Source organism: Pseudomonas sp. GQ91, from assembly GCF_059758795.1.
In genome coordinates this window covers 370,760-389,937 of record NZ_JCAXED010000004.1, presented here as the reverse complement: position 1 = coordinate 389,937, position 19,178 = coordinate 370,760, and the positions used below count along the sequence as shown (strand labels likewise).

Here is a 19,178-nt window from a genome sequence, read left to right as displayed (position 1 = left end):
GCTCAGATTTGTCGAGAATGAGTGATGGCTATTTGATGTTGTTCGCGGCAGGCAGGTTTTCTTGACGGGCGCTATCTGCGGTGGGGCTTTTGGGGAGCACGCTCAGGCCAAAGTGCTTCACGCGGTGGTGCGGATTATTGACGCGGCGACCGAGCGGGGGGTCGCCGTCAATACCGGGCTGCGGTTCTCAATCCAGTCGGGCTGCCGCTCGCGCTGCGATTTGCCCACGGGCTTTGCGCGATTCGCCGGTGCGCAGGGTGGCTTCTGCCAGCACCTGCGCCGGCGCGGTGTCTGGCCGACCCGCATTGAATGGCGGGGCCGGCGCATATTCGAGCTGCAATTGCACCAACTGTGCGGTGGCCTCGCCGTACAACTCGGCCGCGAGCGTCAGGGCAAAATCGATGCCCGCGGTGATTCCTCCACCCGTGAACAGATTACCGTCACGCACCACGCGTTCCTGCACCGGGATCGCGCCCAGGGTGCTCAGCATGTCGTGATAGGCCCAGTGAGTGGTGGCTCGACGCCCGCGCAACAGGCCGGCCGCCCCGAGCACCAGCGCGCCGGTACAGACTGACGTCACATACCGTGCGGTCTGCGATTGCATGGTGAGAAAGTCCAGGGTTTGCTCATCCTCCATCAGCGCCCCAACCCCCGACCCTCCCGGTACGCAGATTACATCCAGCGCCGGGCATTTGTCGTAGGTGATGGTGGGGGAGAGGATCAGGCCGGTGCTGGAGGTGATCGCCGCCAGGTCTTTCCAGATCAGGTGCAGTTTCACCTCCGGTAGCGACGCCAGGACGTCGTAAGGCCCGGTGAGGTCCAGTTGCTGGATGCCGGGGAACAACACAAAGCCGATATGCAAGGTCATGGCGAAACTCCTGAAAAGGGATGGACGACCTCACTCTAGTGACCTAGGATTTGGCGAATACGCCATTAACCCCACCTATTACGCCAATCATGCCAAAAATCGTTCATGTGCTGGCTTTTCCGAATGTGCAGGTCCTTGATGTCACGGGGCCTTTGCAGGTGTTTGCTTCGGCCAACGATCTGGCGCGCCAGCAAGGTTTGCCGTCTCCCTATGCGGTGAATGTGATCACATCCCAGGCCGAACCGGTGATGACTTCCGCCGGTCTGGCCCTGCTGGCCGAGCCCCTGCCGGCGGCCGATGCGGCGTGCGATACGTTGGTGATCGCCGGCGGCTGGGGGGTGTACGGTGCGGCCGAAGACTCAGGTTTGGTGGATTGGGTCAGGTTGAAGGCTGCCCGTTCGCGGCGTACGGCGTCGGTGTGTACCGGTGCCTTCCTGCTGGCTGCCAGCGGCGTGTTGGACGGCTGTCGGGTGGCGACCCACTGGACCCGCTGCGCGGAGTTGGCGCGCAAATACCCGAAACTGCGGGTCGAAGCCAATCCGATCTTTATTCGCCAGGGTAAGGTCTGGACCTCGGCGGGCGTCACTGCCGGTATCGATCTGTGCCTGGCGCTGGTGGAAGATGACCTCGGCCGTGCGGCGGCCCTGGACGTGGCGCGGCAACTGGTGGTGTTTCTCAAGCGTCCCGGCGGGCAATCGCAGTTCAGTGTGACCCTGTCGTTGCAAAACGGCGGCAACCGTTTCACCGAATTGCATGCCTGGATCGCCGAGAACCTCAATCTGGACCTGAGCATCCCGACCCTGGCGGCGCAGTCCGGCATGAGCGAGCGCAGCTTCGTGCGTCACTACCGCGCCGAAACCGGCCAGACCCCGGCCCGGGCCGTGGAATTGATCCGTGTGGAAACCGCGCGCCGGCAACTGGCGGACAGCGGCGTGGCGATCAAGCGTATCGCCCAGCAATGTGGTTTCGGTTGCGAAGAAACCATGCGCCGTAGTTTCCTGCGGGCCTTGTCGGTGACGCCCCAGGTTTATCGCGAACGGTTTTCGGCACCGGCTTGAGTCAGCTCGAGCAGTTCAAACAGCGCTTGAAGCGTGGCCTGGGGGGCTTCCTGAGGAATATTGTGGCCGACCCCGGCGAGCACTCGTCGTTGATAAAATCCGCTGAAGTGCGCCACGTCATCATCCACCTCGGAGGGTGGGCCGACGCCATCGTCGGCTCCGCACAGGGAAATGCTCGGCACCGAAATCGGCGGCTGCTGCGCCAGTGCTTGTTCCAGCGCTTCCAACGCCGGATCGCCTTCGGCATACATGAAGCGATGGCGATAGGAGTGAATCACCACCTCGACGAAATCCGGGTTATCGAACGATGGCGCGGTGTCGGGGTACAGGCTGGGTCCTGCGGCCCAGGAGGGCGACCAAAGCGACCACAGCAACTCACACAGCTCACGGCGGTTGGCGGTCAAGCCATCGACGCCCCGTTGCGTATGGAAGTAAAACTGGTACCAGAGCCGATGTTCCGTAACTGGCGCCCGAGGCTGGGTCGACCGGGCAATATCCTGAATGTTGTAGCCATCGCCCGTCACCAGGCAGCGTACCCGCGCGGGCCACAGCGCGGCGACAATACAGGCTGCACGCCCGCCCCAGTCATAACCCGCGAGGGCGGCCCGGTCGATGGACAGCGCATCCATGAAGTCCAGCAAGTCCTTGGCCAGGGCGGCTTGTTGACCGGAACGCATGACCTCGGCGTGGATAAACCGGGTCGGGCCATAACCGCGCAGATACGGCACCAGCACCCGATAGCCGTGCTCCGCCAGTGCCGGCGCAATCGCGTCGTAGCCGCGAGGGTCGTAGGGGAACCCGTGCAGCAGAATCACCACCTCGCCGCCGGCTGGGCCATGGGCTTCGTAGGCGATATCGAGCAGCGGGGTACGCGTGTAAAACAGCGGGATCGTGGGATTCATCGCGACTCCGTGTGTCTACCAGAAGTGCGCCTGGACTTTAGCCCGAAACCGACGGCGCTGTACTCATGGCAAAGCAACGAAAAGATTTGCAGGTCCTGATAGCGGCCGTCCCAGAATCCCGCTTCGCGCAGCATGCCTTCCCGAGTGAAGCCCAGGCGGCCGAGGAGCGTTTGGCAGGCGCGATTGCGTGGGTGTACCAAGGCTTCGACCCGGTGCAGTTGCATCTGGGTAAAGCCCCACTTGAGCATGGCGCGCAACGCCTCGCTCATCAGCCCGTTGCCCCAGGCCGAAGGCGCCAGTTCACAGGCCAGGGAACAGCTGTTCCAGCTACGATTCCACTTGAACAGCCCGCAACTGCCAAGCAATCTGCCGTCATGCTCAAGCCCCCAGCGCGTGCCCGGGTTGGGCTGGGTTCGCCAGTGGGAAAACGTCGCTATCAATGCATGGGCCTGGGCAAGCTCGGTCATGGGATCGATGCCAAACCAACGCATGGCTTCGGCATTGCGATAAATCTCGAACAGTACCGGTGCATCGTCGGCGACCAACTCTCTCAAGCGCAAGCGTTCGGTGTGCAGGATCGGGAAGGTGTTCATGGCGTTCCTTGCTGTCGTCGAAGCGGCCCGCCAGTGTGCGCGTCCTGTTTCAGGGTTGCCAGACGGTCTTTTCACCGCTCAATTTGCGATCCAGAAACGTCGCCGCGCTGATCAGCGCCAAGTGGCTCAAGGCCTGGGGGGTATTGCCCAAATGGCGTGCCTGGCTGTCAAACTCCTCGGCATATAACCCCAGCGGATTGGCGTAGCGCAGCAGTTGCTCGAATTCCAGGTGGGCCTTTTCCACCTGGCCGGCGCGTGCCAGGCATTCGACGTACCAGAAGGAGCACGCGGTGAACGCGCCCTCGGTGCCTGGCAAACCATCGATCTGGTCGTCGTCGTTGCGATAACGGTAGACCATGCCGTCACGCACCAGGGTTTTCTGGATCGCCTCCAGGGTCGACAGCCAGCGCGGATCGGTGGCCGCGACGAAGCGTACCAGCGGCATCAGCAACATTGAACCGTCGAGGTTAGTGCTGCCGATATGTTGCACAAAGTGCCCGCGTTCGGCGTTCCAGAAGTTGCTCCAGATGTCTTCATAGATCGCCTGGCGGGTCTGGTCCCAGCGCGCGAATGGCGCCGGCAGCGAGCGTTTGGAGGCCAGGCGGATGGCACGGTCCAGCGCCACCCAGCACATCAGGCGCGAGTGCAGGAAGTGATGCGACTCGCCGCGCATTTCCCAGATGCCGACGTCCTTCTGATTCCAGGTTTCACACACTTGGTCAACCACTTCCACGGCATGTTTCCAGCCTTCGTGGGAGATGGCTTCACCGTACTTGTTGACCAGGTACACCGCATCCATCAGCTCGCCAAAAATATCCAGCTGAATCTGATCCCAGGCGCCGTTACCGATGCGCACCGGCTGCGCGCCGCCGTGGCCAGCGAGGTGCTTCAGTTCGGTTTCCGGCAGCTCCTGGCGGCCATCGATCCCGTACAGGATATTGATCTTCATCGGCTGGCCGCAGCAGTCGCTGACGCGTCCTCGCAGCCAGCGCATGTAGTCGTTGGATTCCTGCACGAAGCCCAGGCGCATGAACGCGTAAACGGTGAACGAGGCGTCGCGGATCCACGTATAGCGGTAGTCCCAGTTGCGCTCGCCGCCGGGTGTTTCCGGCAGGCCAAAGGTCGCGGCGGCGAGGATTGCGCCATGTTTGCGCGAGGTCAGCAGTTTCAGGGCCAACGCCGAACGATTGACCATTTCACGCCAGCGGCCACGGTAGTTGGACTGGGCCAGCCAGCCGCGCCAGAACTTCAGGGTGCGTTCCAGGCGCAGGTCGGTGCCGCAGCTCTCGACGCGACTGTCCTCGATCCCGCCGAGGACAAATTCGGCACCCTGGTCCTGTTCCAGACTGAAATGCGCGACGGCGGCGTCATCTTCAATCGTCAACGCGTGACTGCTGGCCAGGCGCAGACCGGGCTGGTTCGGTGCCGAAAAGCACACATCGGCGTTGTCCGCCGTGGCGCGGGTCGGCGCCCGGGCGTAATCGTGGCGCACCGCGCAGCGCAGGTGCAGCGTGGCTTTGCCGCTGATCACCCGGACCCGGCGAATCAACAGCGGCAGGTCGTCGACGTCGTCACTGATGCTCAGCAGGTCGGTGATTTCCACCACCGCCGCATCGCTTAACCAGCGGGTTTGCAGGACGTTGGTGTCCGGCAGGTAGATCTGTTCCCGGCGGGCATCGGGCAGGTCCGGGGTCAACTGAAAAATCCCGGCGGCGGGGGAGTCCAGCAGCGAGCAAAAGATTGACGGGCTGTCGAATTCCGGCCAGCAGAAAAAATCGACGCTGCCCTTGTCGTTGATCAGCGCGGCGCTGCGCATGTCGCCGATAATGCCGTGGGCATCAATCGCGCTTTGAGGTTCGTTCTTCAGATCAACCATTGTGACGGAACTCCGGATAAAGGCTCATGCCACCGTCAATAAACAGGGTGCTCCCGACCACGTAGTCGGAGGCATCGCTGGCCAGCCAGACCACGGCGTTGGCGACGTCCTCGACATCGCCGACCCTGGCATAAGGAATCAGTTTGAGCAGCGCTTGTTCGGCATCGCCTTGCGTGGCATCCCGATTGATTGCGGTGCGAATGGCACCCGGTGCAATGCCGTTGACGCGAATCCGCTGCTCGCTGACTTCCTGGGCAAGGCTGCGCATCAGCATCTCGACGCCACCCTTGGACGCGGCGTAATTGACGTGCCCGGCCCACGGGATCAACTGGTGGACCGAACTCATGTGGATGATTTTGCCGGCGGCCCGCGACACACCGGGGCGCAGGCCCTGGCGGTTGAAGATACGCAGTGCGGCGCGTGCGCAGAGGAACTGGCCGGTGAGGTTGACGCCGATCACGGTGTTCCAGTCGTCTAACGACATGTCGGCGATGGCGGCGTCTTTCTGCAGGCCGGAATTGGCCACCAGGATATCCAGGTGGCCGAATGCCTCCAGCGTCTGTGCAAACAGGCGTTCGACCTCGGCTTCGTTCGACACATCGGCACCGATGGCGATCGCGCGCCCGCCGGCCTGGTTGATCTGCGTCGCCAACGCCTCGGCGGGCGCGGCTTGGCGGTGGTAATTCAGCACCACCGCGGCCCCCGCTTCAGCCAACGCCTTGGCGGCGCCCGCGCCGATGCCGGAACTGGCGCCGGTGACCAGCGCCACTTGTTTATCCAACGAGATGTGCATATCACCTGACCTTTTTCGGGACACCCATCAGCTGACTGACGGTGCACCGCACAAGTTCATCCCTAGTCTGCAATACCACGATAGCTGTTTATACCGCTCCTCATGATCGCAATGCCTGTGGCCATGTGGTGTGCGCTGGCGGCATGGTTATCGTGGCGCGCTTGATTCAGGTTCGCGGTTTCAAGCCGCGAAGCAACAACTCCAGGCCTTGCAGCGCTTGCTCCAGGCGCTCGCCCGCCTGGTCGTCGCGGGCAATCCACAGCGCGGCGTCCACCAGACTGCCGTTGATCAGGCGGGCCAATGCCTGGCTGGGCGCGGGTTCGATGACGCCGGCCTGGATCAGTACATCGAGCAACCGGCGCAGCGACTCGATGCATTGCTGTTGGTTGGCGGATGCGGCATCCCCGAGTACCGCCGGTGCATCTTGCAGCACGATGCGGCGGATCTCCGGATCCTGGGCCATGCGCAGGTAGGCGCGACAGCGTTCGCGAAAACCGCGCCAGGGCTCATCGGCCTGGTCGGTAATGTGCTGCAGGCGCGCATCCATTTCGCTATCGAGTTGCGCAACCACTGCGCTCAGCAAACCTTTCTTGTCACCAAAATGGTGGTACAACGCCCCACGTGTCAGACCCGCGCGGGCGGTAAAGTCATCCATCGACGTATTGGCGTAGCCTTGGGTGGCGAACGCGTGGCGGGCGCTGGCGATCAGCCGGGCGCGGGTGTCTTCGATCATCTCGGCACGGGCTCGGGGCATGGATTAACGCTCGTAATAGATGGATGGGTGATTGACATACGGCTCGTATGTTATGCATGATTTGTCGCATACGCACCGTATGTATTTTGCCCTGATAGCACCAGATAGCAAGTGCCAGGGCACCAGGACGAGGTTACGCACCATGGCAAACCCCTACGCCGAGCTGTTTCAGGCGCCTGGATCCAGGGCTTTTGTAGCGGCCGGCATGCTCGCCCGCATGCCGATCTCCATGACTGGGATCGGACTGATCACCATGTTGTCCCAGGTTCGCGGCGGTTATGCTCTGGCCGGCGCGGTGGCGGCGACCTTTGCCTTGGCCACGGCTTTTTGTGCGCCTCAGGTTTCGCGGCTGGTTGACCGTTACGGCCAGAGTCGAGTCTTGCCGGTGGCCGCCGCCGTGGGCGGTGGGGCGTTGTTGTTGCTGTTGCTCTGCAGCCGTCTGCAGGCACCGGACTGGACCCTGTTTATCTTTGCCGCGCTGGCCGGCTGCATGCCCAGTATGTCGGCCATGGTACGCGCGCGCTGGACTGAGCTGTACCGGGGCCAGCCGCGCTTGCAAACCGCATTTGCCCTGGAGTCGGTGCTGGACGAGGTGTGCTTTATCTTCGGCCCGCCGTTGTCTGTCGGCTTGTGTGTATTACTGTTTCCCGAGGCGGGTCCGCTGGTAGGCACGCTATTGCTGGCGCTGGGCGTCACCGCGTTCGTCCTGCAAAAACACACTGAACCACCCGTTCACGCCCATCACGATCATCATGACCGCTGGCTGATCGCCTCACCCTCGGTGTTGGTGCTGATGATCCTGTTGATGGCCATGGGCACGATTGTGGGGGTCGTGGATGTGGCCAGCGTTGCGTTTGCCGAACACCAGGGTCAGCCGGCTGCCGCAAGCATCGTGCTGTCGGTGTATGCCATTGGTTCGTGCCTGGCCGGCCTGGCATTCGGTGCCCTCAAGTTGAACATGTCTTTACCTCGGCAGCTCCTGTTCTGTGGCTTGGCCACGGCGCTGACCACGCTGCCCTTGCTGCTGGCAGTGGACATTCTCGGACTCTCGCTGGCGGTGTTCTTTGCCGGGATGTTTTTCGCCCCCACGCTCATCGTTTGCATGGCCCTGGTGGAGCGCGTGGTACCGCCCAGTCGCCTGACCGAAGGCATGACCTGGCTGATCACTGGCCTGAGCATCGGCGTGGCAATTGGCGCCGCGAGTTGTGGTTGGATGATCGACCGCTTCGGCGCTCCCAGCGGGTTCTGGGTGGCGCTGGTGGCGGGGCTGCTGGGCGAACGGTGCTTGGGCCCCGGTGTAAAAAGTCAGCCCTGCGCGGGGTGACAGTCCGAACGCCGCAGGCGCGACGAGAAGGCAAAGTCCGGACAGGCAGGGTGCCTGTCCGGGACGCGGCAGTGCTTAGAAGTTGGTGCGCATGGTGAACATCAGGTTGCGCGGGTTGCCGTAGTAGCTGTTGCTCTCGATGGTGCCCGTCTGCGAGTAATACGTGCGGTCAAAGATGTTTTCGATATTGACCGCCAGATTGACGTTCTTGGTCACGTCGTAGCCCACGCGCGCGCTGTAGATTGCGTAGCCACCCGTCTCATTCTTGATCCCGGTGCCGACGTTGCCCCCCACATGGCGACCATAAACGCCGCTCTGGATGGTAGTGCCCGCACCCACTTGCCACTTCGAGTATTCACCGTGCAACTGATAGTTGGCCCAGGCACGCAGCATGTGTTCGGGCATGGACGTCTGGAATGTGGTGTCTTCCAGGTCCGGGTTGTTCGGGTTCTTGACGTACTTGCTGGTGTTGAAGGTGTAGCCCGCGGTCAGCTCCAGGCCGGGCATGACCCTGCCAGTGATCTCGGCTTCGAAGCCCTGGGCGCGGACCTTGCCACCTGCCACATAGCAATTGCAGGTGGTTGGCTGGTTAGGGTCGCGCTGGGCAAGGCCGGAGTAGGTGGTGCGAAAGAGCGCGAAGTTGGTGTTCAGCGTACCGTCGTAGAACTCGCCCTTGAGGCCCAGTTCGTAGGTATCACCCGAGCGCGGTGTCAAGGCATTGCCCGCAGCGGTTTCGACGTTGAGTTGCGGGGTGAAAATTTCCGCGTAGCTGGCGTACGCCGACCAGTTGGGGTTCAGCGCATAGACCAGGCCATAGAACGGTACCACCTTGGCATTGGTTTGCATGTCGCTCTTGGTGTGTCGGCCGTTCGTTTCGTTGAGCATGTCCTGCTTGTAATCCCACCAACTGACACGCGCGCCGACGATCACGTCCAGCGGCTCGAACACATTGACCCGCAGCGAACCGTACAGGCCTTGCTGGTCCAGGGTCGAGGTGGTGGTGCGGTACTTGTCGGTGCGCTCGTATTTGGGTGGAATGAAATTCAGAATGTCCGGGATAAAATCGTAGGCACCCTTGTGGTCGGTCACGTTATAACGCCCGGCGACCCGCTTGCTGTGGGAGATATTGGCGCCCAGGATCGCTTCGCTGCGATGGCCCAGCATGTCGAAATTGCCGTTGACGAACAGGTCGGTGTTGTACTGGTAGTTGTTTTCGCCACGACCCTCGGCCCAGTTGTAGGCCCCCGAGTTGTCGACCGGGTCGATCTGGCCGCCGGTGTTGCTGTACAGGGCATCCAGGTTGAAGCGGGTGTAGTTGGTGGCCAGGGTGGCTTTCCAGTCGTCGTTGAGCTGATGTTTGGCTTCGAAGAAGTACTGGGTCGACTCGACGTCGTTATAGTCCGACGGCGAGCTGAGGTTGGTCGAGCGTTTGAAGTCGATCTTCGAGCCGTCCTTGTAGCCCGGCAGGCCCCAGTCCATGGTCGAGCGGTTATCGGCATTCTGATAAGTGAAGCCGGCGCTCAGCAAGGTATCCGGGTTGAGGTCGAACTCCAGTACGCCATAGGTCGATGCCCGCTTGCTCTTGCCGCCGTCATAGAAGTAATGGCGCGTGCTGTAGGAGGTCGCCAGGCGACCGCGCAGGGTTTTTTCTTCGTTGAGTGCGCCTTGCACATCGACTTCCTGGCGGTAACTGTCCCAGGTCCCGGCCTGGGTGACGGTGCTCAGCTTGAAGTCGCCACCGGCGCGCTTGCGCACCAGATTGATCGCGCCACCTGGCGAACCCGCGCCCTGGAACAGTCCGGCCGAGCCCTTGAGTACTTCCACGCGTTCATAGGAGATCAGGTCTGACCAGTTCAGCGAGCTGATACCGGTGCTGGTGCCGGCCGGGATCGGAATGCCGTTGACCTGGAAGTTGTCGATCTCGAAGCCACGGGCGTACGGTTGGTTGTCGCCGTTGAGGGCGCCATAGGTGACCACCCCTGGCACGAGGCCGTAGACGTCGTTGAGGGTGGTGATGTTTTGGTCCTTGATACGTTGCGCAGTCAGTACCGTAACGGTTTGCGGTATCTCTTTGAGGCTGCGTTCGCTCTTGCCGATGGTCACCGCGCCGGTGGTGTAGGAACGCGTGTTTTCAGTGTTGACGCCCAGGCCGGATTGACCGACGACAGTGGTTGTAGCCAGCTCCATGGCATCCCCGGTTTTGCGGCTGATGCTCGCCGAATTACCCTGGAAGCTGTAACTGACGCCGGTATTTTGCAACAACTTCGCCAGTCCCTCCTGCGCACTGAACCTGCCGTTGAGCCGTGCGCTGCGTAACCCCTGAATATCATCCGGGCTGTACAGCACCTGTACCGATGACTGCTGGCCGAATGTCCGCAGGGCATCGGCCAGTGGCTGTTGCGGAATATTGAAATCCACCGCCTGCTCTTGTGCATGTGCCGCCAGGGGCAGGGCCATGGCCATCGCCAGGTTGAGAGCGGTGAGGGAGAAGCGCTTGCTCAGGGCGTGAGACATAAGAAAGGCTTTGACATACGGATTCATTGGTCGAGGAACTGGCCTTGTCATTTTTTTACCTTGTGAATAGGAGGCAGATAATTCTTATTAAGACGTTGGGGGTGAAGAAAAACGGAAGCGTCGCGCAACTTTTTTCAGCGTGCCCTCACGCGGGTTGCGCCTGGGTCATGACCCGGCCGCTTTCCATGCGCACCAGTTGGTCGGCGATATCGAAATAACGGTCGTCATGGGAGATCACGATGATCGTCTTGCCCAGGCGTTTGAGGTCCGGCAGCAGTTCGGTGTAGAAAATCCGGCGGAAGGTCGGGTCCTGGTCCGCCGCCCACTCGTCGAATACCAGGACCGGACGCTCTTCCATCCAGGCGTTGACCAGCGCCAGGCGTTTGCGCTGGCCCGTGGACAGGTCGGTGGTGGTGAAATTGCCGTCGCGCACGCTGACCTTGTGGGCGATTTCCAGGCGTTCCAGATAACGGTTGGCGTCGTCCGGGAGGTGTTGGTCACCCTGGACAATGTCATCGAACAAGTAATAGTCGGCAAAAATCGTGGTGAACAATTGACGGTAGTCATCGCGGTTGGTCGCATCGATCGTGGCGCCATTGAGCGTGATCTCGCCCTGTTGCGGCGCATACAGCCCCAGCAGCAATTTGATCAGCGTCGTTTTGCCGCAACCGTTCTCGCCGACGATAAAGGTGATGTCGCCCTGGTTGATCTTCAGGTTCACCGGGCCAAGACGGAAGGGTGCGCTGCCCTCGGTGGCCGGGAACGTGTAGCTGACATTGTTCAGCTCCAGAGTCGTCACGGGAGTAGCAGGCGCGCCCTTGTCGCTGAGCAGCAAGTACGGCTCGGGTGAGGAAAACTGTTCGCCCAGTTGCGCGATACGCCGGAAGGCGATCTGTGCGCGGCTGATGATCGGCAAGGTGCCGATCAGGTGTTCCAGCGGGCCTTTCATGTACAGCAGTACCAGTACGAAGCCGCTCATGACCGTGTTGTCGGCGCTTGGCCATTGCGATTGCAGGGTCAAGGCCAGCCCGATGACCACGAAGAACAGCATCGAGCCGAAGCTCTTGGCGATGATAAAGGTGTTGATCGAGCTGATCTGGGTGTCGCGAATGGCGTTGGCGGTACGCTGGATCCCGAGGGTGAACATGCGTTGGCGGCGGGGCCGGTGAATGCGCAGTTCCTTGGCACCTTCAGCAATCGCGTTGTAGTGCTTTTGCAATTCGTCTTCTGCTTCGCGCGCGGCGATGAAACCCTTGATACCACGGGCCCGGGCGATCGACTGGACCACGCTGCCGATACCGATAGCGACCAGTATCATCACGAACATCGGCCACGACAGCATTGCCAGGTAGCCCAGGCAACCGAGGGTCACGGTCAGGGAAATCGCCAGCGGGGCGAAGGCAAAGGCAAAGTCGCTGATGGTGTCGACGTCATGGGTCAGCACCGGAATCAAGCGATGAGTGCGATAGCGTTCAATCTGCTCGATGGGGGTCGACAGGACCTTTTCTCCCAGCTCCTTACGTAGCCTGGCAATGATGTGCTGGCCCACATAGTTAGTGCCGATGTCCGAGAGGATCGAACTGGCCAGCGCCAGCAGGCATAGGCCGGCGAACACTGCGATGACGGTCTGGGTCAGGCCCTCGGGGGCGTGCAGGGCATTGTTGATCGTGGCCAGCAACACGGTGACGCTCAGGCCGCCGATCATGCCGAGCACAATGGAGAGGCAGACGATCAGGCGGAAGGGCTTGAGCAGGGCGAGCAGTTCTTTGATAGCCCCGCGTGTTGGCTTGTTCATTGAGGTTTCCTGTCAGGAGAAGAACGTAGGGCCGCTACTCACGAAAACGAATGGCCAGGCAGTTTATTTAAAGGACCGCGCAAGACCGCGGTCCGCTGGCCGGATCAGAGGTCGCGTTCTACGCGAAAGCCCAGCCAGTCACCGCTCTCGTTGGGGTACATGTTGTTGCGGTTGCCGGAGCGCGAGAAGACCGGCGCTTCGAGGTAGTCGTTGCCGCGAATGCTCTGCAGCTCGCAGTTCTTCTCGACCCAGGCACTGCCGTCAGCAGGGGCGCCGAGGTAATTCGGGTGATAGCAATCGGCAACCCATTCGGAGACGTTGCCGTGCATGTTGTAAACACCAAAGGCGTTGGGCGCAAAGGCCTTGGCCGGGTTGGTGTAGGTATAGCCGTCGGCCGGGCCGTAAGTGTTGGCGTGTTTGGAGATCTGGTAGTTCTGGCCTTCATCGAAGGGGAACGGAAAGGGGCCAGGGCTGCCGCCGCGAGCGGCGTACTCGCGCACCGCTTCGCTCACCAGGCGGTATTGCTTGCCGGTTTTATTCGACAGCCAGGCAATATAAGCCTGGGCTTCGGCCAGGTTCATGCATACCGCGGGCTGCTGCGACTTTTGCGGGTAGCTCGGTTTGCCATTGGTGCAGCGGCGGCCGGGGCGTACATCGAAGTCATCGAGGCGGGCGCCGGTTTCGTTCTGATAGGCATTGAACTCGCTGGCCAGTACCTGGAAGCGGCTGATGGCGAAGGGCTTGGCAAAAGTCACTGGATGCTGCGGGCTTTCGTCAGGCTCGTGGCCGACTTCAGCGTCCGGGGAGCCCATGGTGAAGGTACCTGCCGGCAACACGACCATTTCCGGGCAATCCTTGCAGTCTTTGAAGACCTTGCCCGGCTGCGGTGTCGTGGTTGCAGCTGCAGCCAGGCCTGGCTGCAGGCAGAGGGCGGCGGCCAGCGCCGCCAAGGCCTTCAGGGAACGCGTCGCGGTAGTGGGAGTGGAGGTCATAAGTCGTCTCGATAGAAGTAATCGGTGCTCAACGGCGGCATCAGAGTTTTTTGCCAAGCAACGTCATGAAACGCTCGACTTCGATCTCGCTGTTCAGCAATCCCGGTGCGGTGCGGATCACCGGCCCGGCGTCGCGGTGCACCGCGTCGCAGACCACTCGGTTTTCCATGAGATAGGCAGCGACTTGGTCGCTGTTTTGCTGCTTGACCCGGAAGAAGGTGAAGCCTGCCGATAGCTCGGGGCTGGTGGGCGTCACGAGTTCGATCTGCCGGTGGGCCTGCAGGCGCTCCTTCAAGTCACTGTTGAGCCCATGGATACGGGCCTGCACCTCGGCTTTGCCGAGTTGCAGGTGCAGCTTGAAGGCTTCGTTCAAGGCCCAGCGATGTTCGAAGGCGTGGTAGCCGCCAGGGGACATAGTGGTGGCAAAGTTGGTGTCTTCGGAGAAGGTCGGCACTGTCGGCGTCACGTCCTTGAGTTCCTCGGAGCGGGCGCAGATGATCCCGGTCCCCCGTGGTCCGAACATCCACTTGTGGGTGCCGGCGATGAAGAAATCACAGTGCATCTGCGCAAAGCTCAGGTCCTCGACGCCGAAGCCGTGGACACCGTCGACCACGTAGAGGATGCGGTCTTTCTCGTCGCGACTGCGGTTGAACTCTTCCACCAGCTTGCCGATTTCGCCGATGGGCAGTTTCACGCCGCTGCCCGATTGCACCCAGGTCATACCCAGCACCCGGGTGTTGGGGCGGATATGGCTTTTGATCGCGCTGAGTACTTCATCCACCGAAATCCGCTGGGCGTCCTTGAACAGCTTGATCTTGCGGACCTGGGTGCCTTCCTTCCGCATCCGGTAATCGAGGGTGAATTCGGTGGAGTAATGCTCGTGGACCGTGGTCAGAATCTCTTGATCCGGGCGCACATGTATGCCGCCGTAGATCATCGCCAGCCCTTCGGTGGTGCTGCCGGTCAAGGCTATCTGCCCCGGTTTTGCTTGCAGGTAGCGGCCGGCCCAGTCACGCACCTCGGCTTCGCGTTTCCAGGCTTCCTGCAAGTCCCAGTCCATGGCCAGGCCGGGGTTGCGGTCTATCCGTGCGCGGTGCAGATCGATTGCGTCGCGCACGGGCTTGGGGTGGGAGGTGACCAGGAAATTGGAAAAGTGGATGTAGTCCGGGTCTTGGGTGAATAACTGGCGCAATTGCGCCCATTTTCCCTCGGGCACGGGCGGTGGTGTATTCGCCAAGGCGTGCTGATTCAGCACGGCGGTGCCCAGCGGAAGACCGGCGGCGAGTACCCCGGCCTGTTTGAGAAACGTGCGGCGATCAGTCATGTGCTCGGTTCACTTGTCGGCAAAAGGGAAGGTAATCAGCGCTCGGCCACCGGCCTGGCGGCTGCTTGCACCTGCTCCCAGACCCGCAGGAAGTTGCCTCCCCACAGTTTGGCGATGTCGGCTTCGGAGTAACCCCGGGAAATCAGTTCGGCGGTCACGTTGCGAATCTCACCGACGTTGTCCCAGTTCTTGACCCCGCCCCCTTCGTTGAAGTCGGAGGCAATGCCGACGTGGTCGATACCGATCTTGCGCACGGTGTAGTCGATGGCGTCGCCGTAGTCCTTGAGGCTGGCCTTGGGCTCTTCTTCAAGGATCGAATACAGGCCGCTGGCGTATTGGCCGAACTTCTGTTCGGACCAGGCGGAGATGATCGGGTCGCCTGGCATCAGCGCCATGGCCAGGTTCGGCAACGGCGGCAGGTCGAAACGCGCACGCAGGGTGTTGAGCTTGTCCTGGGTAGGTTGGGTCAGTGGACGCAGGTATTGGGAGAACCCCACCACCTGGACCACGCCGCCGCTGTTCTTGATCAGTTGCATCTCTTTGTCGGAGAGATTGCGCGGGATGTCGACGAAGGCCCGTGGTGCCGAGTGCGAGGCCACCATCGGTGTACGACTCAGTTGCGCGACTTGTTCCAGGGCCTTGGTCGACATCTGCGAGACGTCGATGATTACCCCCAGGTCATTGAGCCGCTGCACGGCCTGTTGGCCGATGTCCGACAGGCCGTTGAGAGCATCAGGGGAATCGTTGAAGAACGGCAGCGGGCGTGAGGAGTCGGCCCAGCTGTTATTGCCGATATAGCTGAAACCGAACATGCGCATGCCGCGTGCGGCCCACATGTCCAACAGGTTGAGGTCGCTGCCCAGTGGGTAGGCGTTGAGCATGCTGATGAAAATGGCGAACTTGCCTTCGCCGTGCAGGCGTCGGAAGTCGTCCGGGGTGTAGGCGATGGCCACCTGATTGGGGAAGTCGCGGACCATTCCGGAAATGATTTTGTAGCGCACCTCCTGCTGGTTGCGCGCCTCCTCGACAAAGCCTGCGGTCGGGCGATGAGGGGCATTGGCGCCGTTCCACATTTCGGGCCAGCCGAAAATGGTCAGAGCGGCCCCGGACAGGCGCCCACGGTTGGCCTTGACCAGGTCGAACTGGCTATCGCCATCCTTGTCGGCTTCGTGGCCGTGGGTCCCGAAATTCAGCGGCACCGAGATGTGGCTGTCGAAGGACAGCAAGCGATCCTGCATTTCATTGGCGTGCTTGATCACCTCCAGTGGGTAACCGGCGTTGCCCCTGAACCAGTGATCCCAGGCCAGAAAGCCGGCCCCGGCGCCCATGGCGAGTGCCAGCGGCAGGCCAATGTAGAGAGCCTTTCTCGAACGTGGTTTTGTCATTGCCATCTCAATCAGTTCGCCGTCGAAGTGCAGGCGCAAGGGCCTTCGCTATCTGGGAAGAACGAGCGCTGCGGAGAAAAATTTAGGCACCTGGTCCGTGGCGGTAAATTTCCCCCCGCAACAAACGTTCTAGCTTGGATAAAGCCTGCTTCATGGCTGTTTTCAGGCGGGACAATGCAGGTAGGAAAATGACGATTTCTCGACGAGGGTTCATTGCAGGCCTGGCGCTGACGGGCGCTGCAGTGCCCGCGGCCTTTTATGCCCATCGCGAGTTGACGCGTGAAGAGTTCCCGGTGACGCCGGAGGAAGCGACTGTCGATCTGGCCGACACCGTCGGTCAGCGCCTTGCCGACTCCTTGCGAGGTGTCTGGAGCCTGCGTCTGGAAGGTCGCGAGGCTGGCCTCGACGGCCTGCCGCTTGAAGGGCTGGAGTTGTTTCTTGATATTGCCCCGCGCGGGCGCGGGCTGCGGGGTTACCTGGGCACCGCCGAACAGCTGCGTGGCGACGCCGAGCCGCGTTATCAGGTGATGGGCGATCTGGCGCCAGGCAATGCATCCGAGCTGTATTGGCGGCTGATCGACCGCGAGACGCCTGGCGGCGCGCCGACCCATGAACTGAAAATGACCTTGGATGAGGTCTGGGCGGAGTTTGGCAATGCTGGCAGCGGCACCCTCAGCGGGCACATCCTGCGCCTGGACCGACCTTTGGCGCTGCCCGAACAAGACAGCCGCTTTGTTGCCATCAAGCAACTGTTTCCCGAAGCTCGGGAACGTATCGGTTTGAATGCGACATTGATGGCCTGGTTGATCGCTCCTGAACATCGCCTGTTTCACCAGCTCTGGCACGCCTCTCGCGACCAGTGGCACAAGCTGGCCGAAGACAAGCGTGACGCCTTGCGCGGCATTGGCTGGCAGCCCGGGCCACGGGATAAGGAGCGCGATGCGCGTGGTCCGCGCAAGGACCGCAACGGTTCGGGGATCGACTTCTTTTTCATGCATCGGCACATGCTGGGGACGGCGCGCTCGATGCAGGACCTGCCGTCCTGGCCGCGTTTCCCTGCGCCGCAACCGGAGCTTGAGCGTGACCGCCAGGGGTTTGCCCGCTACTTCGACAATCACGATGGCTTTGCACTTCCGCCCACCTGGCTGGCCAGTGGTGATAGCGACTACACCCAATGGGTCAGCGATATCAAGGCGACCGAGACCTACCACAGCAATTTCCAGGTCTGGGAATCGCGGTACCGCGATCCGCGTTATCTGGCGAAACTCACCCTGGGCCAGTTTGGCTCGGAGGTCGAGCTGGGGCTGCACGATTGGCTGCACATGCGCTGGGCCTCGGTACCGCGGGACCCGTCCAACGGCGCCCCGGTGCCGTTCGCTCGCGACCCGGCGGACTTCGCCGGTCGTTGGTACACGGCGCAAAACGACTTTCTCGGTGATCCGTTTTCTTCGCATGTGAATCCGGTGTTCTGGTATTTCCATGGCTGGATCGATGACCGTATCGAGGACTGGTTTCGTGCGCACGAGCGTTTTCACCCAGGTACAGTCAGTCGCCTCGAGGTCAATGGCGTGCCCTGGTTCGCGCCGGGACGCTGGGTGGAAGTGGCGGACCCCTGGCTCGGTCCGGTGACTCACGGTTGCAGCACCACACCGGGGTTGCAGATGGGTAAGTCAGTGGAGATGGATCCGGAAACCATGAAGCTGGCGCTGCGTATCACCTTTGCTGCTGACGACGACCAGCTCACCCCGCTGTTGCGCAAGGTGCCCAGGCGCCCCTGGTATGCGCGGCATCTGAAGGTCAGGGAGCGGACGCTGTAGCCGTGAAACGGGGGCGGCCTGCTGGCGATGGGACGGGCCTTACCAGCCGCGCCCGGAGTTGACCCAGAAATTCACGGACAACGAGGTGGACACTGACTCCACTTGATGGAACCAGCCTTCCGGCAGGAACAACAGGTCGCCTGCCTCCAGGGTCACTCGGAGGAAGTTCACGTCGCGGGAGGCCGGAAAACGTTGGTAGTCCGGTGCGTCGGGGTTGACTTCGCAGCCGTCGAGTCCGCCTTCCGGCGATGTCGACCAGGTGCTCAGCGCTTCACGGTGATGGGGCGCGGCGAGGATGAAGGATTTACGTCCCCAGACCTGGGCAAACATATTGTCGGTGTCATCGCGATGCAGTGGTGTCAGGGTGCCTTTGGGACCGATCCAGATGCGTGGTGCGATGAACAGCGACTGCTCGAAGTAGGGCGGGTGCTTGATCTGCTGCATCAGCTGTGCCGGTAAAATGTTGTTACCCATGTAGGCGGGCGGCGTGCCGTCGGCGTTTTTCGATGCGGGAGTGTCCAGCGAGGCGATGAAGTCCGCCATGGAGGTGGAGCGAAAGTCGCGATCGGCGGAGAAGGTTTTCTTCACGTAATCGCCGTGACGGGTGATCCCTTGCAGTTCGGCGAAATGCACCAGGGATTCTTCGCGGCTGAGTTTGAACAGTGGCCAATCCTGCAGTGCATCGCTGATGACCAGGGGGATGCCGTGGGGCAGGTAGCGGCTGCGAAATTCGCTGACCGAAACCTCGCTGCGCGGCCGGCGTTCCACGCTGCGCAGAGGCGGCAGGCTGGCTGAAATTCGTTCGCTGAAGCGTGCCGGTGTTGGGTAGCGTTTGTTCATGTCGACCTTTTCGGTCTTGGTGCCACCCTGGCGTGCATGGTCGATGATCTGCGGCAGCATCGTGGCCAGGCCCATGTTGCCGCTGATCTTCAGGCGTCCGCTGGCAAACAGTTCTTCGACGTTGGCCACGCCGCCCATGATCCCCAGGAAATCCTGCTCCGTCACCTCGATGGTCACGTCGGGGTGGGCATGGCGACCCCGCTCGGTGCGGCTGTGGGCCTTGACCTCGGACCAGAATGCCTGCTCGGGCGCGAACGCGAACTGAAAAATACCTTCAATGCCGACGGCACCGGCATTGGCAAACAGCTTGGTCAGAATGGCATGCAAATCCACGGTGATCCCT

15 protein-coding genes are annotated in these 19,178 nt (G+C 61.6%); 3 read left to right on the top strand and 12 right to left on the bottom strand.

All coding sequences use genetic code 11. The features are described from left to right. Positions 1 to 187 precede the first annotated feature (187 nt). Entirely contained in the window at positions 188 to 868 is a 681-nt protein-coding gene (locus AC6CIA_RS08505; RefSeq protein WP_498311484.1) for a DJ-1/PfpI family protein, read from the bottom strand. Between the two features lie 89 nt (positions 869 to 957). Between AC6CIA_RS08505 and AC6CIA_RS08500 the strand changes: the two genes are divergently transcribed. Beyond that, positions 958 to 1,926 carry a GlxA family transcriptional regulator gene (locus AC6CIA_RS08500; RefSeq protein ID WP_498311483.1) on the top strand — a complete coding sequence of 323 codons (969 nt, stop codon included), beginning with the start codon at positions 958 to 960 and terminating at the stop codon, positions 1,924 to 1,926. On the opposite strand, the gene AC6CIA_RS08495 is transcribed toward AC6CIA_RS08500, so the two are convergent. From AC6CIA_RS08495 to AC6CIA_RS08475, 5 genes are all read right to left on the bottom strand, one after another. Continuing rightward, positions 1,896 to 2,828, bottom strand: a complete 933-nt coding sequence (locus AC6CIA_RS08495) for an alpha/beta fold hydrolase (protein ID WP_498311482.1) — start codon at positions 2,826 to 2,828, stop codon at positions 1,896 to 1,898. The genes AC6CIA_RS08500 and AC6CIA_RS08495 overlap by 31 nt on opposite strands. Continuing rightward, positions 2,825 to 3,421: a GNAT family N-acetyltransferase gene (locus tag AC6CIA_RS08490; RefSeq protein WP_498311481.1), complete on the bottom strand. Its 597-nt coding sequence runs from the start codon at positions 3,419 to 3,421 to the stop codon at positions 2,825 to 2,827. The genes AC6CIA_RS08495 and AC6CIA_RS08490 overlap by 4 nt, the downstream gene beginning before the upstream one ends. Before the next feature lie 49 nt (positions 3,422 to 3,470). Beyond that, positions 3,471 to 5,297: a glycoside hydrolase family 15 protein gene (locus tag AC6CIA_RS08485; RefSeq protein ID WP_498311480.1), complete on the bottom strand. Its 1,827-nt coding sequence runs from the start codon at positions 5,295 to 5,297 to the stop codon at positions 3,471 to 3,473. Further along, positions 5,290 to 6,090 carry a glucose 1-dehydrogenase gene (locus AC6CIA_RS08480; protein ID WP_498311479.1) on the bottom strand — a complete coding sequence of 267 codons (801 nt, stop codon included), beginning with the start codon at positions 6,088 to 6,090 and terminating at the stop codon, positions 5,290 to 5,292. Before AC6CIA_RS08480 ends, AC6CIA_RS08485 begins: the two co-directional genes overlap by 8 nt. Before the next feature lie 166 nt (positions 6,091 to 6,256). Continuing rightward, positions 6,257 to 6,844 (bottom strand): TetR/AcrR family transcriptional regulator, encoded by a 588-nt coding sequence (locus AC6CIA_RS08475; protein WP_498311478.1) that lies wholly within the window; start codon positions 6,842 to 6,844, stop codon positions 6,257 to 6,259. Positions 6,845 to 6,986: 142 nt separating this feature from the next. On the opposite strand from AC6CIA_RS08475, the gene AC6CIA_RS08470 reads away from it, so the two are divergent. Then, positions 6,987 to 8,168 carry an MFS transporter gene (locus AC6CIA_RS08470; RefSeq protein ID WP_498311477.1) on the top strand — a complete coding sequence of 394 codons (1,182 nt, stop codon included), beginning with the start codon at positions 6,987 to 6,989 and terminating at the stop codon, positions 8,166 to 8,168. Positions 8,169 to 8,243: 75 nt separating this feature from the next. On the opposite strand, the gene AC6CIA_RS08465 is transcribed toward AC6CIA_RS08470, so the two are convergent. The 5 genes from AC6CIA_RS08465 to pvdM all read right to left on the bottom strand — a co-directional run bounded on the left by AC6CIA_RS08465 (position 8,244) and on the right by pvdM (position 16,178). Next, positions 8,244 to 10,682: a TonB-dependent siderophore receptor gene (locus tag AC6CIA_RS08465; RefSeq protein WP_498311476.1), complete on the bottom strand. Its 2,439-nt coding sequence runs from the start codon at positions 10,680 to 10,682 to the stop codon at positions 8,244 to 8,246. 145 nt (positions 10,683 to 10,827) lie between these two features. Further along, entirely contained in the window at positions 10,828 to 12,477 is a 1,650-nt protein-coding gene (locus tag AC6CIA_RS08460) for a cyclic peptide export ABC transporter (RefSeq protein ID WP_498311475.1), read from the bottom strand. A gap of 104 nt (positions 12,478 to 12,581) precedes the next feature. Continuing rightward, positions 12,582 to 13,469: a formylglycine-generating enzyme family protein gene (locus AC6CIA_RS08455; RefSeq protein ID WP_498311474.1), complete on the bottom strand. Its 888-nt coding sequence runs from the start codon at positions 13,467 to 13,469 to the stop codon at positions 12,582 to 12,584. 40 nt (positions 13,470 to 13,509) lie between these two features. Further along, positions 13,510 to 14,793, bottom strand: a complete 1,284-nt coding sequence (gene pvdN / locus AC6CIA_RS08450) for a pyoverdine-tailoring periplasmic protein PvdN (protein ID WP_498311473.1) — start codon at positions 14,791 to 14,793, stop codon at positions 13,510 to 13,512. A gap of 35 nt (positions 14,794 to 14,828) precedes the next feature. Further along, positions 14,829 to 16,178, bottom strand: a complete 1,350-nt coding sequence (pvdM, locus tag AC6CIA_RS08445; RefSeq protein ID WP_498311472.1) for a pyoverdine-tailoring dipeptidase-like protein PvdM — start codon at positions 16,176 to 16,178, stop codon at positions 14,829 to 14,831. A gap of 188 nt (positions 16,179 to 16,366) precedes the next feature. On the opposite strand from pvdM, the gene pvdP reads away from it, so the two are divergent. Next, positions 16,367 to 17,995 carry a pyoverdine maturation tyrosinase PvdP gene (pvdP, locus tag AC6CIA_RS08440; RefSeq protein WP_498311471.1) on the top strand — a complete coding sequence of 543 codons (1,629 nt, stop codon included), beginning with the start codon at positions 16,367 to 16,369 and terminating at the stop codon, positions 17,993 to 17,995. 39 nt (positions 17,996 to 18,034) lie between these two features. Here the strand turns inward: pvdP and AC6CIA_RS08435 are convergent, their stop codons facing one another. After that, positions 18,035 to 19,168, bottom strand: a complete 1,134-nt coding sequence (locus AC6CIA_RS08435; RefSeq protein WP_498311470.1) for a cupin-like domain-containing protein — start codon at positions 19,166 to 19,168, stop codon at positions 18,035 to 18,037. Positions 19,169 to 19,178 lie beyond the last annotated feature (10 nt).